This window comes from Shewanella profunda, from assembly GCF_023283765.1.
Classification (GTDB): Bacteria; Pseudomonadota; Gammaproteobacteria; order Enterobacterales; family Shewanellaceae; genus Shewanella; species Shewanella profunda.
In genome coordinates this window covers 19,132-44,021 of the sequence record NZ_JAKILG010000040.1, presented here as the reverse complement: position 1 = coordinate 44,021, position 24,890 = coordinate 19,132, and the positions used below count along the sequence as shown (strand labels likewise).

At 43.6% G+C, this 24,890-nt stretch carries 23 protein-coding genes and 2 pseudogenes; 5 read left to right on the top strand and 20 right to left on the bottom strand.

Annotation, left to right across the window (positions count from 1 at the left end):
- Positions 1–458: 458 nt before the first annotated feature.
- The 3 genes and pseudogenes from L2744_RS16555 to trhO all read right to left on the bottom strand — a co-directional run.
- A pseudogene (locus tag L2744_RS16555) lies at positions 459–758 on the bottom strand (restriction endonuclease); the annotation flags it as partial.
- Positions 759–1,561: 803 nt separating this feature from the next.
- Complete coding sequence (locus L2744_RS16550) at positions 1,562–2,029, bottom strand: hypothetical protein (RefSeq protein WP_248992963.1); 468 nt, start codon at positions 2,027–2,029, stop codon at positions 1,562–1,564.
- A gap of 213 nt (positions 2,030–2,242) precedes the next feature.
- Positions 2,243–3,247 (bottom strand): oxygen-dependent tRNA uridine(34) hydroxylase TrhO, encoded by a 1,005-nt coding sequence (trhO, locus tag L2744_RS16545; protein WP_248992962.1) that lies wholly within the window; start codon positions 3,245–3,247, stop codon positions 2,243–2,245.
- 414 nt (positions 3,248–3,661) lie between these two features.
- Between trhO and L2744_RS16540 the strand changes: the two genes are divergently transcribed.
- The gene (locus tag L2744_RS16540) at positions 3,662–3,859 is read left to right on the top strand and encodes a hypothetical protein (protein WP_248992961.1); all 198 of its coding nucleotides are present in this window, start codon (positions 3,662–3,664) and stop codon (positions 3,857–3,859) included.
- Between the two features lie 72 nt (positions 3,860–3,931).
- On the opposite strand, the gene L2744_RS16535 is transcribed toward L2744_RS16540, so the two are convergent.
- The gene (locus tag L2744_RS16535; protein ID WP_248992960.1) at positions 3,932–5,689 is read right to left on the bottom strand and encodes a SulP family inorganic anion transporter; all 1,758 of its coding nucleotides are present in this window, start codon (positions 5,687–5,689) and stop codon (positions 3,932–3,934) included.
- A gap of 197 nt (positions 5,690–5,886) precedes the next feature.
- Positions 5,887–6,512, bottom strand: a pseudogene (locus L2744_RS16530) (LysE family translocator).
- A gap of 92 nt (positions 6,513–6,604) precedes the next feature.
- Here L2744_RS16530 and L2744_RS16525 point away from each other — a divergent pair.
- On the top strand, positions 6,605–7,963 hold the full coding sequence (locus L2744_RS16525; protein ID WP_248992959.1) for an aminotransferase-like domain-containing protein: 1,359 nt from the start codon (positions 6,605–6,607) through the stop codon (positions 7,961–7,963).
- A 127-nt stretch (positions 7,964–8,090) separates the two neighbouring features.
- On the opposite strand, the gene L2744_RS16520 is transcribed toward L2744_RS16525, so the two are convergent.
- Entirely contained in the window at positions 8,091–9,965 is a 1,875-nt protein-coding gene (locus L2744_RS16520; protein ID WP_248992958.1) for a choice-of-anchor I family protein, read from the bottom strand.
- Between the two features lie 472 nt (positions 9,966–10,437).
- Between L2744_RS16520 and L2744_RS16515 the strand changes: the two genes are divergently transcribed.
- The 3 genes from L2744_RS16515 (at position 10,438) to ilvN (ending at position 14,292) form a co-directional block, all read left to right on the top strand.
- Positions 10,438–11,667, top strand: coding sequence for a multidrug effflux MFS transporter (locus L2744_RS16515; RefSeq protein ID WP_248992957.1), 1,230 nt, complete (start codon positions 10,438–10,440; stop codon positions 11,665–11,667).
- 412 nt (positions 11,668–12,079) lie between these two features.
- Positions 12,080–13,798, top strand: coding sequence for an acetolactate synthase 3 large subunit (locus L2744_RS16510; protein WP_248992956.1), 1,719 nt, complete (start codon positions 12,080–12,082; stop codon positions 13,796–13,798).
- Positions 13,798–14,292, top strand: coding sequence for an acetolactate synthase small subunit (gene ilvN, locus L2744_RS16505; protein WP_248992955.1), 495 nt, complete (start codon positions 13,798–13,800; stop codon positions 14,290–14,292). The genes L2744_RS16510 and ilvN overlap by 1 nt, the downstream gene beginning before the upstream one ends.
- A gap of 70 nt (positions 14,293–14,362) precedes the next feature.
- On the opposite strand, the gene L2744_RS16500 is transcribed toward ilvN, so the two are convergent.
- The 14 genes from L2744_RS16500 to trmJ all read right to left on the bottom strand — a co-directional run bounded on the left by L2744_RS16500 (position 14,363) and on the right by trmJ (position 24,781).
- Positions 14,363–14,806: an Hsp20 family protein gene (locus L2744_RS16500; RefSeq protein WP_248992954.1), complete on the bottom strand. Its 444-nt coding sequence runs from the start codon at positions 14,804–14,806 to the stop codon at positions 14,363–14,365.
- A gap of 325 nt (positions 14,807–15,131) precedes the next feature.
- Positions 15,132–15,563 carry a nucleoside-diphosphate kinase gene (gene ndk, locus L2744_RS16495; protein ID WP_011789197.1) on the bottom strand — a complete coding sequence of 144 codons (432 nt, stop codon included), beginning with the start codon at positions 15,561–15,563 and terminating at the stop codon, positions 15,132–15,134.
- Positions 15,564–15,758: 195 nt separating this feature from the next.
- Positions 15,759–15,926, bottom strand: a complete 168-nt coding sequence (locus L2744_RS16490; RefSeq protein ID WP_248992953.1) for a hypothetical protein — start codon at positions 15,924–15,926, stop codon at positions 15,759–15,761.
- 230 nt (positions 15,927–16,156) lie between these two features.
- A complete protein-coding gene (gene iscX / locus L2744_RS16485) occupies positions 16,157–16,354 on the bottom strand; it encodes a Fe-S cluster assembly protein IscX (RefSeq protein WP_248992952.1) in 198 nt (65 codons plus the stop codon).
- Positions 16,355–16,423: 69 nt separating this feature from the next.
- Entirely contained in the window at positions 16,424–17,329 is a 906-nt protein-coding gene (gene rimK / locus L2744_RS16480; protein ID WP_011789195.1) for a 30S ribosomal protein S6--L-glutamate ligase, read from the bottom strand.
- A gap of 158 nt (positions 17,330–17,487) precedes the next feature.
- The gene (fdx, locus tag L2744_RS16475) at positions 17,488–17,826 is read right to left on the bottom strand and encodes an ISC system 2Fe-2S type ferredoxin (RefSeq protein WP_248992951.1); all 339 of its coding nucleotides are present in this window, start codon (positions 17,824–17,826) and stop codon (positions 17,488–17,490) included.
- An 8-nt stretch (positions 17,827–17,834) separates the two neighbouring features.
- Positions 17,835–19,697, bottom strand: a complete 1,863-nt coding sequence (gene hscA / locus L2744_RS16470) for a Fe-S protein assembly chaperone HscA (protein ID WP_248992950.1) — start codon at positions 19,695–19,697, stop codon at positions 17,835–17,837.
- Between the two features lie 67 nt (positions 19,698–19,764).
- Complete coding sequence (hscB, locus tag L2744_RS16465; protein ID WP_248992949.1) at positions 19,765–20,289, bottom strand: co-chaperone HscB; 525 nt, start codon at positions 20,287–20,289, stop codon at positions 19,765–19,767.
- A gap of 16 nt (positions 20,290–20,305) precedes the next feature.
- Positions 20,306–20,629 carry an iron-sulfur cluster assembly protein IscA gene (gene iscA, locus L2744_RS16460; RefSeq protein ID WP_248992948.1) on the bottom strand — a complete coding sequence of 108 codons (324 nt, stop codon included), beginning with the start codon at positions 20,627–20,629 and terminating at the stop codon, positions 20,306–20,308.
- 14 nt (positions 20,630–20,643) lie between these two features.
- Positions 20,644–21,027 (bottom strand): Fe-S cluster assembly scaffold IscU, encoded by a 384-nt coding sequence (gene iscU, locus L2744_RS16455; RefSeq protein WP_248992947.1) that lies wholly within the window; start codon positions 21,025–21,027, stop codon positions 20,644–20,646.
- A gap of 37 nt (positions 21,028–21,064) precedes the next feature.
- Positions 21,065–22,279 carry an IscS subfamily cysteine desulfurase gene (locus L2744_RS16450; RefSeq protein ID WP_248992946.1) on the bottom strand — a complete coding sequence of 405 codons (1,215 nt, stop codon included), beginning with the start codon at positions 22,277–22,279 and terminating at the stop codon, positions 21,065–21,067.
- Between the two features lie 76 nt (positions 22,280–22,355).
- Complete coding sequence (gene iscR / locus L2744_RS16445; RefSeq protein WP_248992945.1) at positions 22,356–22,817, bottom strand: Fe-S cluster assembly transcriptional regulator IscR; 462 nt, start codon at positions 22,815–22,817, stop codon at positions 22,356–22,358.
- A gap of 373 nt (positions 22,818–23,190) precedes the next feature.
- A complete protein-coding gene (gene cysE, locus L2744_RS16440; RefSeq protein ID WP_248992944.1) occupies positions 23,191–24,012 on the bottom strand; it encodes a serine O-acetyltransferase in 822 nt (273 codons plus the stop codon).
- Positions 24,013–24,055: 43 nt separating this feature from the next.
- Positions 24,056–24,781, bottom strand: a complete 726-nt coding sequence (trmJ, locus tag L2744_RS16435; protein ID WP_248992943.1) for a tRNA (cytosine(32)/uridine(32)-2'-O)-methyltransferase TrmJ — start codon at positions 24,779–24,781, stop codon at positions 24,056–24,058.
- Positions 24,782–24,890 lie beyond the last annotated feature (109 nt).

The following is a 24,890-nucleotide window of genomic DNA, read 5'->3' as shown; positions in this document are numbered from 1 at the left end:
CATCCAAAATTGGAATTTGACGCTATCACAGCTCTCAATCCATTTTGAGGGGCGCTTAGAAAACCATATCGATCTGTGAAATTAACCTGACACAGAATTATGAACAGCCTCTCAATAAATATTTTCGAATCACCAAATATCGAAATGTCTAAATGCTCACCGGGGTCATCAGGTAAAAGCCCCTCGTCCCATTTCTGCCCTGCAACTTCGTGAGTAGTACCGATCTCATTGCCTTCGGCATCAAATACCATTTGGTCATAAAATTTTTCGGATAAAAGCATTGGCAAATGCGTCTTCGTACTTATCCCAAAAGCCATGAAAACATTTCTAAAGTCGCATAATACAGGGATAGATACATGCGCTTGCCACTTATGAGGAGAAGTATCGACGGGGCTATACAAATCAATCTGTAATTTTTTAGCTCTCTTTTTTGCCGCTTTAGTAAAGCCAGATGGACATACTAGAGCACCTTTATGAGCCCTTACATCTTGAACTAAACCATTAAATTCTTCTACTCCCTTAACATCTATAGGTTTGGAATAGTCTTTGCAGTCAATAACAATACGCATGCTGTATTGACCTATATTCTGTTCAACTAAAACATCAATTTGTCTCTGCACTTCACTATCAACTCCTTCGAGTTTGACGTTGTGACTAACTTTTGCGTCAGGGGAGAGCTGTTTTTGAATAGCGACAACAAGATGTTCCAGTTGCTCCCAATCAGGTTTATGTTCTAACTCTACTGTACTCAAAGGCACCTCCAAATATACCCTTCAACTTAACGTCTTAGTATTTATGCGCTGCGTTGTTTGCAGGGCATAAATCGCTTGTTGGACTTGGCCGATGCCTTGTCCAGATTAATTGGTATGCTTCATGCTATAGGAATTTGCTTTTTTTGAGGATTGGTCTGGGCTGCAGAGCTGTTTTGAACAAATAATATTGCGTGGTTTCTACGTATTTCATTGGAAATCCTTTGTCATGGTTGTGTTCCATCGCACCTTTTTAAGTCCAGCTGATTCGAGCAGGCATAAACATTCCACAAAATTGCAGTTAAGCTCCGCGCAGCGGCTTAGTTCAACATTTGTATAGTGCGCATGCGCGTTTACCTCATTAGACCAGTAAAAAGGCGCACAGTTAACTACTTGTATGCAAAGAATTTATCAGGTTTTTATCCAATACACCATCTGGAAAAACGCGCATGCGCGTTTCCCAAACCTATTAATTAATTTGGAAAATGTATATGTTGATGATTTTAAAAGATTTTATTAATTTTAGGCTGGATCAACGCGCAAACAAATGAGTTCAAAATCGCTCAAAATACTTATGATTTAAATACGACTGTATACTTGTACAGTTTTAACAAATCACAAGTGACTTGCGCCAAGCGAGAGATATAGATGAGAATTTTTAGGGCACAAAGTCCGTTTATTGCGACGCCACTGACAACTTGCTAACTCATTTCGGGGCAAATACGATTTAAAGTAAATTGTCTAAAGTGGTCATATCACGCTAGAATACATTGCAAATGACATCCTAGATAAGCAATCAAGCCAATACTTTGCTATGTCTTTCTTGCCGAAGTCCGGCTCAATGGTCGCTCCTCAAGATGTGCAACCAAAAAGACTAAAAAATTAAACAGGAATTTTATTCTAAGATTATGATTTTTATCGGGCTGTGCCGCGACTAACTTCTTTAAGGATTTAATTCTAGAATAGGCATTTTCAACTAAATAGTCGTTTTCTTTCCCTATATAAGTCGCAAAACCAGTAAATTCACCAATAAATTTTTGCGTCACTTTACGGCGATTTAGACCCGTCAGTGCAGTGCCCTCTTTGAGTTTGGCCTCGAAGACACTGTACTCCAAACCATTGGCAATCGCGTTTTGCGACAAACCACTACTCAAGGCATCGGCAAGAAAACCTAAATTCGCTTTTAGCTCGAAGGCTATCGCTTGTTTACTGGCGCTCGATTGTTGCCAACGGCTGCGTTCTTTATCGAAAATATCGTATAGCTCTTTCCAAATAGTCATGCGCTTTGCCTACCTTGCACGAAATGGATCTCTGTTGTTTAAATCACTAGCCGCTGAAAGTTATCATAAATTTAAGCGTTTCTGCACAAATCTATTTCAAAAAAACAATTTACGTTAAAAATGCCAATCCGAAATAAAAATGGCCCGAGCAAGTCGGACCATTAATCAATACATTTGGTATTGTGTTACATCGCCTTAGTAGCCGTGTACTCGTTAAACTGTGCCAGTTTGCTTTACTTTATTTTTTTGTGCGGCGAGTTTACGTAGCGCTTCTTTCTTTTCTCGGCGGGCTTCAATCACTTGATTTACGTCGCTACCGATATGCGCTTCGTTTCGTGCCTTAGCAAGATTGACTTGGCGTTCGCGCTCAACGAAACGTTTACGCTGCTCATCGGAAATCTTATCGATACAATGGGGGCAACTGACACCTTGCACATAGGCTGGACTGTGTTTTTCAGCTTCAGTGATCGGCATACGACAAGCATTACATTGATCGTATTGGCCTTTTTTTAAATCATGATTAACCGCAACTCGATTGTCGAACACGAAGCACTCCCCTTCCCATAGGCTTTCTTCTTGTTTGACTTCTTCAAGATATTTAAGAATACCGCCCTCAAGGTGATACACCTCATCAAAACCTTGTTCTTTCAGATAAGCGGTTGATTTTTCACAACGAATACCACCAGTACAAAACATAGCCACTTTTTTATGCTTAGCAGGATCAAGATTCTGCTTCACATATTCAGGGAATTCTCTGAAGGTTTCAGTCACTGGGTTGATGGCATTTTTAAAGGTGCCAATTTGCACTTCATAGTCGTTGCGGGTATCGACTAAAATGACGTCTGGATCGGAAATCAGTGCATTCCAATCCTTAGGCTTAACATAGCTTCCCACTACTTTGAGAGGGTCAATGCCTTCAACGCCCATAGTGACAATTTCGTTTTTCAGTTTGACCTTGGTGCGGTAAAACGGCATTTCATCGTCAAATGATAACTTGTGAACGATATTGTCTAGCCCATTTTGAGCATTAAGCCACACCAATAGGGCTTCGATAGCCTCCTGGGTGCCGGCAACGGTGCCGTTAATTCCTTCACTTGCGAGTAGCAGAGTGCCCTTGATCTCGGCCTGTTCCATCATAGCGAGCAAAGGTGCTCGGATAGATTCAAAATGCGGTAAAGACACAAACTTATATAACGCACACACGACAACTTTAGTCATAACACACCCTCTTTGCTGGCTGGAACTTAATTTCCAGTGCATAAACCTAAAATAAACAATGAATTTGCTATAGATCGCAAAATAGCGCGGAATTTTACCTGAGTCACAACCAAATAAACACTGACAAAAATAAAGGTCATTAAATATTCCCGACTTTAGCTCGGGAAAATAATTTATACGGCAATATGAAAATGTGATCTTGGATGCTGGCAACGAACCAATATCCTTGTTAGGAATGAATATAACCAGATAGTTTTTAAGATTATTTTTATTTTACCTTGTAGCAATCGGTATAATATTCAAGTAAGGTAAAGAACAGTTAAGTAACGATACCTGAGCAATTAATTAACACGTGATAAGATATCAAAATCCCCTTTACACGTATGAGTTACAAGGATAAGTCAGTTGGAAAATATGGATATTAATATAATGGTAATGCTAGCTGGTCTGCTCGTATTGCATTTTTTATTTGCGTTTAGAGCCTTTAAAAGTAAGGTTCATATCAGCACCAATAAAAAATGTTTCTGGTGTTTATTAAGCTTGTTATTCGGCCCTTTAGGTTACTATTCCTATCATGGTTTTATCCCCTTAGATGCGATCCTCAAAGATTAAAGCTAAATAAAATAGCGCAGTACAAGACTACGCTATTCATGCTTTATCATAAACGATTATGCCAACGCTTAACTATAAGTGACTGTGTAGCAACACTGAATCATTAGGCACCTTTTGAATGACGGGGGTTTGCCCTTCCGCCAACGCCTGCTTATAACTTTGATTCATTTTAAGGGCTAAATATAAATCTGGTCGAACCAAAATCCCGCCTTCACCAGTTTGTATTCCTGTCAGCTCGAACCATCCAAGCATCTGTCGTTTACGACCAGCTATTACTAAGCGTACACCTCGTTTTTTCAGTAACTGATGCAAATCCGCTAGCATGGCCATAACGCTCAGATCAAGGTGCGTAAAGCAAGGTACGGCATCAATAATGATACAGTCGACGGACTCAGGTTCACGAGCAAACCTCTCCAGTAAACGGCGTTTAAAATAAGTCGCGTTAAAATAGGTCAGTGCCGAGTTAAAACGGTAGATAAATACTCCGGGGATAGGTTTCGCTTTTCCTGAATCATCAATACTCCGAATAACCCCTTTTTTATCTAGGCCCAGAACTTGATCTGTTGGGCGCATGACTGATGCTAAAAACTGGAATAAGCCCAGTAATACCGCCAAGGCGATCCCTGGAATAATACCAATAAATAAGACAGAAAATAACGTGATAGAGGCTAGCAAAAATGCAGAGCGATCTCTGACGCGCAAATTCCACACTGCTTTTAAATCGATAAGTGAAATAGAGGCGATGACTAATACAACCCCTAGAGCGGCAATTGGAATGTATTGCAGCTGTTCGGTAAAAAATAATGCCACTATAGCTATTAATAAGGCAGCAATAATCGAGACAAGCTGACTCTTTCCACCGTTGGCATCATTTACTGCTGTGCGAGAATCTGCGCCGCTCACTGCAAAACCTTGGGATAAGGCTGAAGCAATATTGGCAATACCGAGTGCTCTAAACTCTTTATCTGCATCAATATCATAGCCATTTTTTGCCGCAAAACTGCGCGCTGTGAGCATCATACTCACAAAGCTCACCATCGCTAAGTTGAGTGCTGGCACCACAAGCTCACGGGTAATCCCTATATCAAACGCCGGCGGTTGAAGTGGCGGCAATCCCGCGGCCACCTCGCCAATAACATTGATATCAAAGGCCGTCAAATTAAATGCCCAAACTAAAAATGCTGCCATTACCATAGCGCACATTGAGGCGGGCCAAAGGGGGCTAAAACGCTTGATCAGCGCATAGGTCGCCAATGTCACAATTGCCATCAATAGGGTCGGCCAATGGGTTTTAGATAAGTAGGTCGTTGCACCCGTAAGACGCTCAATCAAGTAACGCTCATCGAAGGTAAATCCAAAAATTTTGGAGAATTGCCCCACAATAATGGTGATAGCGACCCCGTTAAGGAGCCCCATCAAGATGGGTTTAGACAGAAAGTCGGCTAAAGCACCTAACTTAAAATGACTGGCGATTAGGCACCAAAAGCCCGTCATGACCGTCATGGTCATGACTAAATGCCAGTGCTTCATGCTATCCCCCGCGGCAAGCGGTGTGACAACCGCGGCAATCACAGCACAGGTGGCCGCATCGGGACCAACGATTAACTGCCTTGAAGTGCCAAAAAATGCATACATTAGCATAGGTAAAATACAAGAATATAAACCTACAGCGGCATTTACCCCTGTGAGTTGGGCATAAGCAATTGCCACAGGCAATGCCACCGCAGCAACGGACAATCCTGCGCGCACATCATCCCTAAGCCACTGCCTCTCATATTGCAGTAATTGCGCTAATCCCGGCATAACGGATACTAAACTGGGAAACTTCACGTGGTTAATCTCCATATACTCCCCCAAGATACGCACACACACTTAGGGGGCAAAAAATTAACACAAGCCCAAATCGTTAACTAAAGGCCTATGTCATAAAAAAGTCACCAATATTAAGTTGGTTATGACATAAAGCCAATCGTTACGCGAGTTTGTTTTCCAGAATATTTATGGGTTTAAGAGTTCTAAGATTTGAGTTAACGTAAAATCATCGGCAAAGACACTAGAAGTAAACTGCCCATAAACCAATTGAAGCGTCGCTTACGTTTATCCGTATTGAGTTTTTTACTGATCGCTGCGCCCATAAAAACCCAAGTAAATGACGCTGGAAACCCCACTAAGTTAAACACTAGCACGCCGAGAAAAGCACTTAACCAAAAGCCCTCTCCCCCTAAGGTGAAGGCGCTACACAGGGTAATAGTCGACATCCAAGATTTAGGATTAATCCATTGGAATAATGCCGCCTCTATCAGCGTCATCGGTTTTCGCCCATCATCTAAATGAGTTCCTTGCACCGGTGAAGTCACTAATCTGTAAGCTAAATACAACAAATACGCTAAAGCGAAGTATTTCAACACTTGATGCAATATGGGTACGGTTGCAAACAAGGCACCAAGGCCCAACAACACCGCCAGATGTAAAGACATTGAACCCAAACGGATCCCCGCAATATGCGGCACAGTGGTAATACACCAAAATGCGCACCTGAGCTAGCCAAGAGAATATTATTTGGCCCCGGTGTCATCGACATAGTGGCGCAAAACAGCGCCGCTGATGCCATTAAACTCCATAATTGCGGGTCGTAAAAAAGTGCAGTATTCATAATCACCCTAAATTGTATGCATACATTAATTGACACAAAACGATTCAATAAATAATATACTGTGAATATTAGAGATCAATGGATTTATTGTCATGGGTACAATTTGGACGCCAGATCTAACAGCTTTTTCAGGACCCAAATATCAGCGCTTGGTCAGTGCGATTGAACAGGGTATTTTGAATAAACAACTGCCACATGGCAGTAAACTCCCACCACAGCGGCGTTTAGCCGATACATTAGGCGTCACTATAGGTACAGTTACTCGTGCCTATGCGCTCGCTGAGCAACGGGGATATGTTGAGGCTCGAATTGGCGATGGTACCTACGTCAGTGGATCGCCAATAGCAGAACTAGCTAATGTGCAACTCAATATGGCAACCTGCCAACAACCTCTTACCGATCAAATTAGTACGTTAAGCGACTGTCTTAGCCAATTAGCAAAAGATCCAAGCAAATTGAGTCAATTGATGGGATATAGAGCAAGCCCTTTAGATCAACATCAGCAGGTATTTCATCAATGGTTATCCCAACGCGGTATTGAACAAAAGCCTGAACAATTGATCTTTAGCCACGGTGGTCAGCAGGCCATTTTTGCTTGCTTGAGTGCCTTTTTATCTAAGGGAGATGTACTGCTACATGAGCAGTACAGTTATCCTGGAGTACGCATTTGCGCTAAACAATTGGGCATTAGCAGTGTTGGAGTCCCCCTGACTGATGAAGGGGTTGATCTCGCTCTATTTGAAGCATTAGTGCAGTTGCATAATCCTAAATTAGTCTATTTGACCTTGAATAACCAAAATCCAACCTGCATTCAATACAGTAATGAGCAAAGGTTAAAACTACTTGAACTTGCTGAACTATATCAATTTTATATCATTGAGGATGATGTCAATTATTGCTTGCCAGAGGAATGGCACATACCACTATGGCAATTAGCACAGCAAAAAGCCGTTCCTCGAGTGATCTATATTTCTAGTCTTTCTAAACTTTTTTCCGGCGGTTTAAGGCAAGGTTTTATCTTAGTACCGGAAGCACTCATCGCCCCAGTTCGTTTAGCTATCCACAGCCAGTGCTGGATGGTGTCACCGCTCAATGTGGAAATAGCTTGCCAGATCATCAAAAAAGGACAAATCACCGCGTCCCGTGATGCCATAGTACGCCAACGCCAAAGCCAATGTATTGCTATGGGTGAACGCTTAGGTTTGAAACAGCGCTGGCGCGGCTTAAATGGCTGGTTGCAATTACCCGAGGATATAAAGGCGCATCACTTAGTCACAGCTTTAGCCGCCAAGGGTGTGCTGATCCGTAACGGTGATGATTTTAATTGCCATGACAATTTTATCCGCTTAAGCCTTGGTGGGGCAGACAATGATGCGCAATTCAATCTCGCCGTTGAATGCATAGAAGCGACCATACATTCCTTGGTGCAAAATGCCTACTCTGTGGTTTGAGCTCAAGACAGCCATGAATTTTGTTCACGCAAAATGCAAGATAAACTGAAAATCGCGCTAATCTGCTAAAAATAACGCCAGCAGCATTACTGCTGCTGGCGTTAATTTGGATGGGTATACTAAACCGTTATTTTACATTCAACTGATAAACGCTGGTGCTGCCGCTAACCTCGTTGCCAATAATCAACAAAGGCTTACCGTTAGGGCTCTTATCTGCACTCACAAATTTCATCCCTTCTGGGCCTAAATCACCCGCTAGCGTTGCATCCCCTTTGACTTCCCCGGTTTCGGTATCAATCGTAAAGTCGGCATCATAATCACGGTTCACTACATAATCGATAAAATGCACATCGAAGGGATTAGTGACGTCATAGATCATAAAACCTGAGGTACGCTCCAAGCCAATAAAAGCATATAATCGTTGACCAATTTGGCCTAATGCCAAGGCTTCCGGCTCCGGGCCTTTATCATCACTGCGGCTATCACCTTTGTTTTCTTCGTTGTTATTATTGAAGTTATTACCAAGTAGCGCTGCGGTAATACGTTCAAAATCACTGCCACTGTCAAACACTTGCTGACCATCGGCAGTCCAAATCGAGAATGAGCGAGCACCAAAACTGACAATCCTGTCGTAGTCGCCATCCATATCATCATCCCCCATGCTCGTCGTTACTTTAAGGCGCGCTAATTGGGTTTTATCCTTAGCGGCCGCAAATTGGGGATGATTCGCATCTAGCACTAAATCCGCTGCACGGGCTTCTTCCGAAAAAGCAGCGTAGTCACGGGAGTCACCTTCATTCGCCGTAACGATAAAATCAGTGTTATTCCAACGGTAACTCGCGAGGGTATCGGGTTGATACATGCCGTAGACGCCTGTGTAGCTCTGCAAGTTCACTCGATCATCTTTATCACTTGCATCAATTTTATTCACCTCAAGACCGTAATCCTTTAGGCCCAAAGGTAAAATTTTTGCAACTGTAGCATTGGCGATATCAATCACGGCAATCGCGTTGTTCTCTTGCAAGCTGACAAATGCGCGGAGGTTATCTTGGCTTATGGCGATATATTCAGGTTCTAAATCCTGTGCCACACTCGCCATTGGGCCATTAATTTTAATGTCCGCCGTGATCTCACTATGACGTGTACCACCTTGATTAAATTCACTAAAGCCTATGATGGTAGCCGTTGCTGCGGGTTTGCCATCCGTAATAGCAATCAGCGCAATACTGCCTTCGGGATCTAAGGTATAGGCTGAATTAGGTTCGCCTTCATTGGCGACTAATACCGCTTTGCCATCATGGGTGAATACCACATTATCCGGTAAGGCGCCGACTTCGACGGCACTGATAAACTGGGGTGCTTCGGTACCCGTAAGCTGATAAAAAGCCACAAAACCATTGGCTTGTGTTTTATTGCCTGCCGCATCGCCACGTTCGATTGCCGCCGCCAGCAAATTACCCGAAATACTCACGCTATTGACGCTGCCCAGCAAGGTTTGACCAACATCCTTAGCAACATCGAGCTCTGCTAGTTTATTGAGATTATTCAATGCCAAGGGTTCAGTGGCTGCAGATGAGGTTGCTAATAAGCTGCCATCAATAATATCTACTTTACCGCTGATCGCATTGACCACAAAAATACGGTTTGAAGCACTATGGTATTCAACAATTTCGGCTGCACTTAACCCATAAACGCCCGTCTGATGGCGACCAATCAACTCTGTGGTTAATCCTGCGGTTTGGGGCTGACAAACAAACTGCGTTTGTGCTGAATCCACTTCGCTTTCGTCTAATAATCCATTGCTATTGGCATCTAATCCCGTCTCAATACGCTGACCACCAGCGGGACAATTAGCATCCCCGACATTCAATGCGGTCACTTTAACAAGTGAACTCAGTCCATTGTCGCCTTTATCACCCGTTGCACCATCATCACCGCTGCAGGCACAAAGCAATAAGCTGCCCATAACAGTAGCCGCGAGAGGGAATCGTTTTGTTTTCATCGTTATTATTTCCTGTGAGAATGGGGTAAAGAGGACTAAAGCCCATTAAGCTAAAGAAGAAAAAAGTCGCAGGAATGACAACTTAGTGACACTTAGGTGACAAGATAAAACCTTAGAGTAACAAATGATTAAAGAATCAAGTTCTCATACTCACGGCCAAAGGACTTATAATTTATGGGGTTGTCCTTTCGTTACACTTTAATATGAAAAAGAAGGTAAAGAAGCCACTCCAATGATTGGTTTATTTGCCTGACCGCTTTACTATGTTATTGCTTAGCTTCTCTAGCCTTGTAGTGTGTAAGTGAACGAGACAAGCCATTCATTCCAATCCCCAATACGCAAAACAATCAATATTGTATTGAGCCCATATTGATAGTGGATATGGCTGAACAGCGAATGATCTTGGAACCATTTAACAGCAAGTGTTAATCATAGAAGTAAGCTTTCATTTCTTTCGCCACCCGAGGTCACAGTGGATCCACAATTACAACCCAGCAGCACTGCCACTAATATCAGACGCATACCGAATTTAGCCCTGCTTATTCCCATGCTAGCCGCCATAGTTGCGATCACTCCTCTGGCTATCGACATGTATTTGCCTGCTATGTCGACCTTGGCACTCAGCTTTCATACCGACGTCACCACAGTACAGCAGTCTCTGAGTATTTATTTAGCAGGTTATGCACTCGGCATGTTGTGTTTTGGTCCATTAGCCGATCGCATCGGCCGCAGACCTATGGTGATTATGGGGCTGAGTGGATTTATGCTGATAAGCTTACTGATTGGGTTTGCTGCACAAGTCGAAGTCTTTTTAGGACTACGTTTCTTGCAGGCCTTTATCGGTGCCGCGGCAACAGTGGTTGTACCTGGATACATTAAAGAAGTGTATGGGGACAATACTGCAAAAGGCATGTCCTATGTAAGCTTAATTATGATGCTAGCCCCCTTATTAGCACCCAGTATCGGTAGCTTGATTTTAGAGTTAGGTGAATGGCACTTAATTTTCTTCATTCAATCTGCCTATGCAGCGCTGTTGCTGTTTATGGTGATAATACTGCTGAAAATGCCAAGCGATAAAGATCAAGATACCCGTAGTCAAAAATCCTTCTTAGGCGCATATGCAACCGTATTTTCCCGCGCTGGCGTTAAACTGAATATTGCAAGTGGTGTATTAACCTCCTTTGCCTTCTTCTGTTACCTCACTGCATCACCCTTTATCTATATGGAAGTCTTTAATTTAGATAAATCTTTTTTTGCTATCTTATTTAGTATTAATGTTGGCGCTTTAATGCTGGCCAATATCCTTAATACCCGAGTGGTTGGTCGTTATGGCTCCTTAAGAATGTTACACGTTTCAACCTTCTTTGGTGCCTTAGCCGGTGTAGGGCTATTAGCAGTAAACCTACTAGGACTCAGCTACCACTTTACGGTGATTATGCTCATTCCTCTGATGGGGTGTTTAGGGATAATGTCGGTTAATGCCGATGCCATAGTGCTAATGAAATTTAAACAAGAGACAGGGACTGCTACTGCGGTTATAGGCACCTTAAGGTTCGGTTGTGGTGCCCTTGCGGGTCCGCTGCTTGCGGTATTTTATAACGGCACCGCAGTGCCCTTCTCGGCATTAATGTTAAGTGCAGTGGTACTCGTGGGGATTTGTCAGTGTAATCGACCAAAACATCAAGCGGGTGCTGTAACTTAAAGTCTACATCAGCTTTCAATAATATTTATATCACTTATCTTCGATTAAAAACGATGCTCTAGCATCGTTTTTAATTTTATAAGACTTATTTTATTGAGATATAAAAGTTTTATAAGTAAATCGTTACAAAAACCTCATATTAACCTACTAATTCCCAAACCCTATAAAGTTGAAAATGTTTCAAGTTGGTTATTTTTTAGATAAAACGCTTGAAATGTCGTTTTTTTTGAATATGATGAAATTCTGTTCATTGCAACAGTTGCTGCATCCAAGAGGATGAGTCACTTGCCCTACTAGAGCAAGTTCAGCGGTTTGGAGTCTGAATTACCCTTCAGGCTTAACTTTAGAGCGATTACCGTCGCTGTAACAAAATACTGTTTACCGTAACGGTACTATGCAATAGGAGTTCCACATGGAGATGTTATCCGGCGCCAGCATGATAGTGCGATCCTTAATAGACGAAGGTGTAAAGCACGTATTTGGTTATCCTGGCGGTTCAGTTTTAGATATCTACGACGCCCTACATGTTATCCCCGGTATAGAACACATTCTGGTTCGCCACGAACAAGCTGCAGTGCATATGGCCGATGGTTACGCCCGTGCAACGGGTAAGGTTGGTGTGGTGCTTGTCACCTCAGGTCCTGGTGCAACTAATGCGATTACCGGTATTGCTACCGCTTATATGGATTCAATTCCCTTAGTGGTATTGTCAGGCCAAGTACCAAGTAATCTGATTGGCAATGATGCCTTCCAAGAGTGCGATATGATCGGTATTTCGCGCCCTGTGGTAAAACACAGCTTTTTAGTACAAGATCCAAAACAAATTCCTGAAATCATTAAAAAAGCCTTTTATATTGCCTCTACCGGTCGCCCTGGACCTGTCGTTGTCGATTTACCAAAAGATTGTTTAAACCCCGCATTACTGCACGAATATCTCTATCCCGAAAGTGTAAAAATGCGATCCTATAATCCAACGACTTCGGGCCATAAAGGTCAAATACGCCGAGGTCTACAAGCGCTACTAGCGGCTAAAAAGCCTGTGCTATACGTGGGTGGCGGCGCCATTATTTCAGCCTGCGACAAACAAATTCTGCAACTTGCCGAAAAACTAAATATCCCCGTTATCAGCACACTTATGGGACTTGGCGCCTTTCCTAGCACCCACAAAAACAGCTTAGGTATGCTGGGTATGCATGGCCGTTACGAAGCCAATATGACAATGCATAATTGCGACTTGATCTTCGGTATCGGCGTCCGTTTCGACGATAGAACCACCAACAATGTAGAAAAATATTGCCCAAATGCGACCATTCTGCATATAGATATCGACCCTTCATCCATTTCCAAGACTGTACGGGTGGATATTCCGATTGTAGGTTCTGCCGATAGCGTGCTTGACAGTATGTTGGCACTGTTGGATGAATCGAACGAACACAATGATAGCGATGCCATCGCGACGTGGTGGAGTGATATAGAACAATGGCGCAGCCGTGACTGTCTCGCCTATGACAAAACGAGTGGTCGTATTAAGCCGCAGCAAGTCATTGAAACCTTATATAAACTAACCCAGGGTGATGCCTATGTCGCCTCAGATGTGGGTCAGCACCAAATGTTTGCCGCTCTATACTACCCCTTCGATAAGCCGCGCCGTTGGATCAACTCAGGTGGCTTGGGCACTATGGGATTTGGTTTACCCGCTGCTATGGGTGTTAAGTTAGCCATGCCAGATGAAACCGTTGTATGTGTCACGGGTGATGGCTCTATCCAGATGAATATTCAAGAGTTATCAACCGCGTTGCAATACGATACTCCGGTAAAAATTATCAACTTGAACAACCGCTTTCTCGGAATGGTTAAACAGTGGCAGGACATGATTTACTCTGGTCGTCATTCCCATTCCTATATGGACTCAGTGCCTAATTTTGCCAAAATTGCCGAGGCTTATGGGCATGTTGGTATGACAATAAGCGATCCAGCTGAGCTTGAGTCAAAGATGGCAGAAGCCTTAGCGATGAAAGATAAATTAGTCTTTATTGATATCATGGTGGACGAGACTGAGCATGTTTATCCTATGCTTATGCGCGGTGGGGCAATGAATGAAATGTGGCTAAGCAAAACGGAGAAATGCTAATGCGTCGAATTATATCTGTTTTACTGGAAAACCAATCCGGCGCACTATCGCGAGTGGTGGGCTTATTTTCACAGCGCGGCTATAACATTGAAAGTTTAACCGTAGCTCCAACCGATGATATTACGCTATCGCGCTTAACTGTCACCGTGGTTGCCGATGAAAAGGTCCTTGAGCAAATCGAAAAACAACTGCATAAGTTGATCGATGTGCTCAAAGTATCGAATATCACAGAGTCAGCTTATATTGAGCGTGAACTTGCCTTGGTTAAAGTGCGAGCGCAGGGTGAATTTAGAGAAGAGATCAAGCGTACTGCCGATATTTTTCGTGGCCAGATTGTCGATGTCACCGCCAATCTTTATACCATCCAACTAGTGGGTACGACTGACAAACTCGATGCTTTTATCCATGCTATGGGCGAAGTAACAAAAGTGGTTGAAGTCTCGCGCTCAGGCGTTGTAGGCCTTTCCCGTGGTGAGAAAGCCATGAGAGCGTAAAGTTTAGAGAATCTAAAACAAAGGGGAGCTAATGCTCCCCTTCTCCTTTAGGCTTTCATCGCCAAGACCATTATGACTGGCTATCTAATAAACGCGATGAACTGATTTCAATTTTGCGTGGTTTTAATGCTTCAGGAATTTCACGCACTAAATCGATATTCAGTAAACCATTTTCTAAACTGGCGCCAAGCACAGTCACATAATCGGCCAACTGGAAGGTACGCTCAAACCCGCGTTCGGCAATGCCTTGATACAAATATTTACGCTCAGTTTGGCTTTCGGCCTTATTGCCTTTTACCAGTAATTTTTCACCTTCGCTGCTGATCTCAAGTTCTTCCATGGAAAAACCAGCGACGGCCATAGTAATGCGATAACGGTTTTCACCTAATAATTCTATGTTATATGGAGGATAACCTGAATTGCCATTATTGGCTGCAGCATGTTCGGCCAGTTGTGCTAAACGATCAAAACCGATGGCACTGCGGTAAAGTGGAGTTAAATCATAAGTACGCATATTCATATCCTTACTCTTAAGCAATATGGAAAATTGGCGAACGGTTTTCACAAAGAAAACGCATTGATAGTGTCTCGCCGAGTTTATTCTTCTGTCCTTACGGCACAGAATTCACATTGGGATCCTCATCGAGCGATCCTGAAGTAGATATAAGGACAAGCGATAAAATTTCAAGGAAAAATTTTTAAAATTTGCGTAAAAAATAAAACTTTCAATAAAATTAGATAAATAATCTGAAGTTACGATACTTTGAAATAGCAAACCTGCCGTACAGCAGCAACAAAAAAGGAGCCATAGGGCTCCTTTTGTCATCATTAGTACTGAATTAACGTGTACGTGGACACAATTCTTCAGCACTAAAGAAGTAAGCAATTTCACGGGCTGCAGATTCAACAGCGTCAGAGCCGTGAGCTGCATTTTCGTCGATGCTTTCAGCAAAATCAGCACGGATAGTACCAGGAGCCGCTTGAGCCGGGTTAGTTGCACCTAAAATTTCACGGTGAGCTAAAACAGCGTTTTCGCCTTCTAATACTTGGACCATGATTGGGCCAGAAGTCATAAATGCAACCAGAGCACCGAAGAAACCGCGCTCGCTATGCTCTGCATAGAAGCCTTCAGCTTGTTCTTTAGTCAGGTGTAACATTTTAGCTGCAACGATCTTAAGACCAGCAGTCTCAAAACGATTGTAGATAGCACCGATGTGGTTTTTTGCAACAGCATCTGGCTTGATAATAGAAAATGTGCGTTCGATCGCCATAATAACTAGCTTCCTTTGTCAGCAAGTTTGAAAAATTCGCGCGGATTATACGAAATTTAAAAGCCAAATCCTATCTTTATAGCCAATTAGCCTGAGATATTGCGCACATTAGCTTTTTTCATAATCAGTTCGACCATACAAAATGCCCCACTAGGATCAAAAATCCTAGTAGGGCCAATCAATACGGAGATGGAATTATTTTCGATTTTTAGCCCAAATCCCTGCCCATACAATCAAAGCCACGAGGATAATTGCTGGTGCAAGATCTAATAGGTGATGGAATAGACCGACACCGCCATGCCCAGGATGAGCCCAAGCCATTGAAGGAACAAGTATAGATAACAAAACAAGCAAAAGTTTCATGTGAACATCCTTGCAGTTGCGATACCAAAGTTAAGCCAGCCAAATGTCTTAACCAATATATAACAAGATACGATATTCATTCAAAATGAACTTGATTGCGATCAAAGTCCCGCAAAATATTCTCTGCGCTACCACTAAAACGTGAAATAAATCACCTTAGCTAATGTTAATAAAGACAGTATGACTCACATTAATGGTGCTATCTGTGCTTTTAAATACCCAAAAATCAGTTATTTCTCTTCAATCCAACATTGCTGGATCGCTTCGAGAATTCGTTCGTTACAATGTTTGGGCTCATCAGCAAAGTCATCTAAGGCTAAGATCCATTCATACAACTCAGTAAAATGTAATTTATGGGGATCAACATCTGAGTGTTTTTCGAGTAACTCTAACGCAATATCTAAGGAATCAGTCCATTTTAAGCTCATCTTCCACCCCTTATTCATTCATAGTGAAGTGAATAACTTGGTGCCTTAATGCGACGCAACCTACACTATTTAACCTTGCGCCTGAGTCACCTTTTTCACTTTAGTCACATTTTTTTCAACAAACTCAATGATCGCACCAGCCACATCTTTCGTCGTTGCGCCTTCAATGCCTTCAAGCCCTGGTGAAGAGTTCACTTCCATTATGACGGGGCCATGGTTCGAGCGCAGTAAATCAACCCCTGCCACATTTAATCCCATGGTCTTAGCCGCGCGAATAGCCACAGAGCGCTCTTCTGGAGTGAGTTTAACTAAACTTGCCGTTCCACCACGGTGCAGGTTAGAACGAAACTCTCCGGGCATAGCTTGACGCTTCATGGCGGCGATAACTTTATCACCGAGCACAAAACAGCGAATATCCGCGCCATTAGCTTCTTTAATATATTCTTGCACCATGATATTGGCTTTAAGGCCCATAAAGGCTTCAATGACACTCTCGGCAGCTTTACGGGTTTCAGCTAAGACCACGCCAATTCCTTGTGTGCCTTCAAGTAATTTGATAACAAGAGGCGCACCACCCACCATATCAATTAAGTCAGGAATATCACTGGGTTTATTAGCAAACCCTGTAATTGGTAACCCAATTCCACGACGTGACATAAGCTGCATTGAACGTAATTTGTCCCGTGAGCGTGAGATGCCAACGGAATCATTCAAGGCATATACACCCATCATCTCAAACTGACGCAGCACCGCCGAACCATAGAAGGTAATCGATGCCCCAATACGGGGGATCACTGCATCAAAAGTGGGGAGTTCTCGCCCACCAATATGAATACTTGATTGCCGCATATTGATATTCATATAACATTCAAGGGGATTAATTACGTGTACTTCATGACCACGTAGTTGAGCCGCTTCAACGAGTCGCTTAGTTGAATATAGCTCAGGCCCTTGCGATAGGATCGCGATTCTCATTCTGGTCTCCGGCAACCATTTAATTTTGAGCGCATAATACGCCTGCTAAAGGATAAATCAATCATCGCCACTATTGCTTGAGCAAATGCTCAGCACCATAAGTCAAAAACCAGTCACTGGGACTGGTTTTTGACAATATATGCGACGAAGTTTGATGGTTAGTTACCTTCACTCACCATATTCACTGTGTACTTAGGGAGTTCAATCACCATATCACTGTCGACTACTTTAGCCTGACAGGATAAGCGACTCTCTGGCTCGAGTCCCCAAGCTTTGTCTAACATATCATCTTCAAGTTCATCACTTGGCTCAAGTTCATCAAAGCCTTCACGCACAATACAGTGACAAGTCGTACAAGCACAGGACTTTTCACAGGCATGCTCAATATTGATGCCGTTACGCAGCGCAACGTCGAGAATAGTTTCACCGACATTTGCCTCAAGCACTGCACCATCTGGACACAGCTCTGCGTGGGGAAGAAAAACTAATTGTGGCATCACATCACCTATATGTTGTCGATCGATTGGCCCTTAAACGCCACTCGAATAGAATTGTCCATACGTCTAGCAGCAAAATCTTGGGTTTGCTCGTCCAGTCGTTCAATCGCTTTTTGGATTGCATCGGCATCATCGCCTGTGGCTAGTTGGGCAAGCTTAGCCATTAACAGATCAATTTGCTCACGCTCTTGTGCTGTGAGTAAATCCCCATCCTTGCCCAATGCTGCATTTAAAGATTCTAGCACCCTCGCCGCTTCCACTTGCTGCTCGGCAAGCATACGACGGCTAATATCATCTTTTGCATACTTCATCGAATCTTTCAACATAGTCGCAATTTCAGTATCTGATAAACCAAAGGATGGCTTAACTTGAATGCTCGATTGCACACCCGTGGATTTCTCCATTGCCGTTACGCTGAGTAATCCGTCAGCATCCACTTGGAAGGTCACCCGAATGTGGGCTGCACCCGCCGCTAAAGGCGGAATACCTTTCAAGGTAAAACGCGCGAGTGAACGGCAATCTGCCACTAATTCACGTTCGCCTTGCACCACGTGGAATGCCATGGCCGTTTGACCATCTTTGAAAGTGGTAAACTCCTGCGCCCGTGCAACTGGGATAGTGGTATTACGTGATACCACTTTTTCCACTAAGCCACCCATGGTTTCGATACCTAAGGACAGTGGAATCACATCCAGCAGGAGTAAATCTGAATCTGGTTTATTTCCTACTAAAATATCGGCCTGAATTGCAGCACCAATAGCTACAACTCGGTCAGGGTCGATTGACGTTAAGGGTGGTTTACCAAAGAAAGCTTCCACCTGCTCACGAACTAAAGGTACGCGGGTAGAACCACCCACCATCACAGTTTCAAGCACTTCATCCGTCGTCATGCCTGCATCACGTAGTGTACGGCGACAGCTGGCAATAGTCTTTTTCACTAACGCAGCAATCATGGCATCAAATTCGGTTTTAGTGACGATTTGCGTGAGTTCAGTACCATCAGCGAGAATCACTTTCGCCTCGGTTTCACTGGCATCGGTTAAGGCTTCTTTAACCCGACGAGCTTCAATCAACAATTGTCGACTTAATTGGACATCGATATCAGCAAGTTGCCAAACTTGCTGCATATGTTCTTGTAGTAGATGATCGAAATCATCACCACCAAGGGCCGAGTCACCACCCGTCGCCAATACTTCAAATACGCCACGGTTCAAGCGTAAAACTGAAATATCAAAGGTGCCACCACCAAGATCGTAAATGGCAATCACACCCTCTTGTTTAGAGTCTAAACCGTAGGCAATAGCCGCTGCGGTTGGCTCATTGAGTAAACGCAATACTTTAACACCCAAAAGCGCCACAGCATCTTTAGTGCCTTGACGCTGGGCATCGTCGAAATATGCCGGAACTGTGATGACCACACCTTGTAACTCGCCACCTAAGGTTTTTTCAGCACGCGCAATGAGCGGGCGCAAAATTTCCGCAGAAACTTGCACTGGATTCACTTGGCCTTGGGGAGTCACAAATAAAGGTAAGCCGTTTTCGCTTTCGGCAAACTCATAGGGAAATGACTGCTCGCCCGCTTTAATATCAGCAAGGCTGCGGCCCATAAAACGCTTTACCGATACTATCGTGTTCTTTGGATCTTGGGCTGAGCTTAAGGCCGCAAGCGCACCGACTTCGACAGTGTCTTGGGTGTAACGGACAATGGAAGGTAAAGAATGCAGTCCATGTTCATCCGGCAAGGTCGCCGTCTCTCCACTTCGAACCGCGGCAACCAACGAGTTGGTCGTACCTAAATCGATGCCAACGGCAAGTTTATGTTGGTGTGGCGCGGCGCTTTGTCCGGGCTCAGCTATCTGCAAAAGGGCCATATATATCCAACCTAGTAACGCCAACCCAAATAAACTGAAGTTGGCTTAATCACATAAACACGGAAAATTAATCTAACAGAGCGTCTTCAATTCTTGTCAGTTCGTCGTGCAATTTTGCCATAAATTTGAGCTTGCGTACTTGATCTGCCGCTAACAAACCATCTTCATCTTTGCCGCTACTAAGCAGCTGAGTCAAAGTGTGAGTGAGTTCGGCACGATACTCGGCAAATGATTGATACAGCTCGTCAATACTATCTTGATGGTCGGTGCTATGACGAATATCTTCTAAGGCCTCGCGCCATTCCATTTGCTGCATCAAAAAGACGGTATCTTTGACAGTGGTCGTTTCATGGCTTAGGTCAATACCTCGCAGTGACAACATATGTTCAGCGCGGCGAATGGGATCTTTTAAAGTTTGATAACCGTCATTCACTTGTGCAGTACGTTGCACCGATAGCAACTTTTGCTGCTCAGTATCATTGGCAAACTTATCGGGATGCACCGCCCGTTGCAGTTCGCGATAGCGTTCTGCAAGCACAGCGGTGTCTATATCGAAGGCAGGAGAAAATTTAAACAGCTCGAAATAATTCATGGGTCAACTTTAGTGCTTAAACAGTGAAACTCTCACCGCAACCACACTCACCTTTTGCGTTAGGATTGTTAAATTGGAAGCCTTCATTAAGCCCTTCTTTAACAAAATCCAGCTCGATCCCCTGAAGATAAATAAAGCTCTTAGCATCAATAATGATTTTTACACCATCGATATCAAACACTTCATCGTCATCATTCAAAGCATCAACAAACTCAAGTACATAAGCCATGCCAGAACAGCCAGAGGTTCTTAACCCAAGGCGCAGGCCAACGCCTTTGCCTCGATTTGCCAAGAAAGATCTGACACGTTCTGTTGCCGCTGGGGTCATTGTAATCGCCATCTTAACTCCAGAAGCTACTGAGCTTGTTTCGATTTATACTCATCAATAGCAGCTTTAATGGCATCTTCTGCCAAAATTGAACAGTGAATTTTCACTGGAGGTAACGCGAGCTCTTCAGCAATATCGGTGTTTTTAATCGCCGCTGCTTGTTCAATCGTTTTACCTTTAACCCACTCAGTTACCAGTGAGCTAGATGCAATTGCACTACCGCAACCGTAGGTTTTGAACTTTGCATCTTCGATAATGCCGTCAGCACCAATTTTAAGCTGTAACTTCATCACGTCACCGCATGCTGGTGCACCCACCATACCGGTGACGACTGAAGGATCGTTTTTATCAAAAGAACCAACGTTGCGTGGGTTCTCATAATGATCTATCACTTTTTCACTGTAAGCCATGGTATTACTCCAAAATTATCTATTGTAAGTGTCAGAACTAATGATGTGCCCACTGAACTTGGTTCAGGTCGATACCATCTTTAAACATTTCCCATAACGGGGACATTTCTCTTAATTTATCAATAGATTGTGTAATAGTTTCGATAGCATGATCGATTTCTTCTTCCGTTGTGAAACGGCCAATTGAGAAACGAATCGAGCTATGTGCCATTTCATCATTTAAGCCAAGCGCACGTAATACGTAGCTCGGCTCAAGGCTGGCTGAAGTACAAGCCGAACCCGATGAAACCGCTAAATCTTTTAAAGCCATCATCAAAGACTCACCTTCAACATAGTTGAAGCTGACATTGAGGCTACCGCTGACACGGTCAATCGCATCGCCATTGATATAAGTTTCTTCAATGTGCTTGATGCCATTCCATAATTTGTCACGTAAAGCACCAATACGAGCGTTATCAGAGGCCATTTCCGCTTTTGCAATTGCAGCAGCTTCACCTAAACCTACGATTTGATGCGTCGGTAACGTACCGCTACGCATACCGCGTTCATGACCACCACCGTGCATTTGCGCTTCTAAGCGAATGCGTGGTTTACGGCGAACATAAAGCGCACCAATTCCTTTAGGGCCATACATTTTATGACCAGAAATTGAGATAAGATCCACTTTAGTAGCTTGCACATCGATAGGCAGTTTGCCTGCACTTTGTGCCGCATCCATATGGAAAATAATGCCCTTTGAACGGCATAGCTCACCGATTGCATTGATATCGTGGATCACACCAATTTCGTTGTTCACATGCATGATGCTAACAAGAATAGTGTCGTCACGCATGGCGGCTTCTAAACGTTCCATCGGAATGATGCCGTTAGATGCAGGCTCTAAATAAGTGACTTCAAAACCTTCACGTTCAAGTTGACGGCAGGTATCGAGTACAGCTTTGTGTTCGGTTTTGCTGGTGATAATGTGCTTGCCTTTCTTGTTATAGAAATGAGCAACACCCTTAATGGCTAAGTTATTTGACTCAGTTGCACCAGAGGTAAACACGATTTCACGGTGATCGGCATTGATCAAATCAGCCACTTGATTGCGAGCAATATCCACCGCTTCTTCAGCTTGCCAGCCGTAGCGATGTGAACGAGAGGCTGGGTTGCCAAAGATGCCGTCCATAGTCATATATTGGAACATCTTTTCCGCGACTCTCGGATCGACAGGCGTGGTGGCGGCATAATCTAAATAGATAGGAAGCTTCATAACACACTCCGTACTTAGCAGTCTCTGCCGAGGCTACATACAACGTACAATATAATTTTTGTGTATAACAAGGAGCCTATAAAATGACTCTTTGTTCCTTTTGCATAGTGTCTTGCTTAAGCGAAATAAATTGCACATCACGCTTCTGCATCAAGCCGGCAAGGCTTATACCATCTAAAAAATCTGAAATTTGTTTGCTTAGATCACCCCAAAGCGAGTGCGTTAAGCAGCGAGTTCCACTCTGACAATTGCCTAATCCTTGACAACGAGTCGCATCAACGGACTCATCTACGGCATGAACGACCATGCCGACTGAAATATCGGTGGCTTCTAGCCCTAAGCGATAACCACCACCCGGACCACGAACACTGGCAACTAAGCCATGTTTTCTTAACTTAGCGAAGAGTTGTTCCAAATAAGAAAGCGAAATCCCTTGTCTTTCAGAGATATCCGCTAAGGGAACTGGCCCCGATGCTGAGTGGATTGCCACATCCAGCATAGCGGTTACTGCATAACGACCTTTAGATGTAAGTTTCATAGCTAGCATAGCTCCCGAACAGATATGGGAGTTATTTCAACATACCCGAGTAATTTAGTCAAGTATAAGTCCTACTAAATTACTCAGGTATAGTCTGATATAGCAAACCAATACCCTGTCGTCTTGGTGGGGTATTTAACCTTTTTATCTCTGAAGATTCAATGCCAGAACCGCAATAAATAAGCCTTAATAGACCTAGATCGAGATCTAAAGCACTATCGTAAGCGATAAACCTGATTGCTTATTCCAAAACACCACAAAGAGAGTGAAATATAAAACTATTCCCTAATCTGTTCATTTGTTCAAAACCCAGAGCTTCTTCTCAGTAAACGAGTCAACTCATCGTTAACTCAATCAACAATAATCAATAGGCTTAAATGCTAGGATCAAACTCATCTAATGTACTTTGACGTTTATCCGCCGCTGCTTTTTCTGCATCATTAAACTCACCCATATCAAGCTCAGGCAGTTTTTCAGTGCAAACATCGCCACCAAGCCCTTGAATGGCTTGACACAACTCTTGCACTTTTGAATCCATCAAATGCATATGATCCAGCATTTGCCCAATGGCATTAGCAACGGGATCGGGATTATCAGGTGAAACTGCATAGGCATCGAAACCGTATTTCTTTGCCATGGCACTACGGCGTTCAGATTTCTCTTTCGATTGCGGTGAAGGGCTTGCGACAACGCGCCCAGGAATACCTACGACAGTAGTATCCTTAGGCACATCTTTAACCACAACAGAATTAGAACCCACGCGGGCGCCATCATGCATAGTGATGGGGCCAAGGATCTTAGCGCCCGCGCCCACCACCACGTTATTGGCTAAGGTTGGGTGACGTTTCCCTGCTTGCCAAGTCGTGCCCCCTAAGGTTACGCCATGGTACAAGGTGCAATCATCACCAATCTCAGCGGTTTCACCAATCACCACGCCCATGCCGTGGTCAATGAAAAAACGATGCCCAATTGTCGCACCGGGATGGATCTCCACACCTGTCAACCAACGGGAAAAAGTCGATAAACAACGTGCAGTTAAGCGCCAATCACGCTTCCATAATTTATGGCTTATCCGGTGCAACCAAATAGCGTGCATCCCCGGATAGTTAACCAAGATCTCAAAGGCACTGCGCGCCGCTGGATCACGATGATAAATAGATTCAATATCTTCTTTTAGCCTAGCTATCACGCCCATTGTTTGTCCTTCGCGATTATTTTTGACTATTTATTAGGGTTAACTATTTTTGTTTATTACTAACCACTTTATCGATAGAGGTCAGGATCCCTCTAAGGATATTCATTTCCTGACTTTCAATCCGTGCACGGCTGAATAAACGGCGCAGTTTTGTCATCACTTGTCCCGGATGATTTTTAATAATAAAGCCCGTAGAAAATAAAGTATTTTCAAGATGTACAAAAAAGCGCTCTTGATCGGCAGCCAGCGGATATTCTGTCGGCTCTTGTGCTGATCCAACTCCAGCTAAGTGTGCAACGCGGGTTTCATAACAAATAATCTGTACAGCTTGAGCGAGGTTAAGCGAACTGTACTCAGGATTTGCAGGGATCGCCACATGGTAAGTACATTGTTGTAACTCTTCATTACTTAAGCCATGGTTTTCACGGCCAAAAACAATGGCGACTGGACCGGTTAAACTTTCAGTGACCAGTTTCTGCCCTGCTTCTCGTGGTTCAAGCATAGGCCAATCTAAGGTTCGACTGCGCGCACTGGTGGCAATGACGAGACTGCAATCGGCAATCGCCTCGGCCAGTGAGTCAACTTTAACTAGGTGTTTCAAAATATCAGAAGCACCCGCAGCGAGCGCTATGGATTGACCATCGGGTTCTGCACGGGGTTCGGCAAGATATAGCGTAGATAGGCCCATTGTTTTCATCGCTCTGGCGGTGGAACCTATATTGCCGGGGTGCGATGTCCCCACTAAAACCACACGAATATTACTTAGCATGAAACAACTTAATTTAATTCATAAAACACTGGGGGCGAATATTATCACAGCCGCGCCCGAATGCTTATATGAAAATCGGTATTTGATATAACAATCAAATCGAGTATAA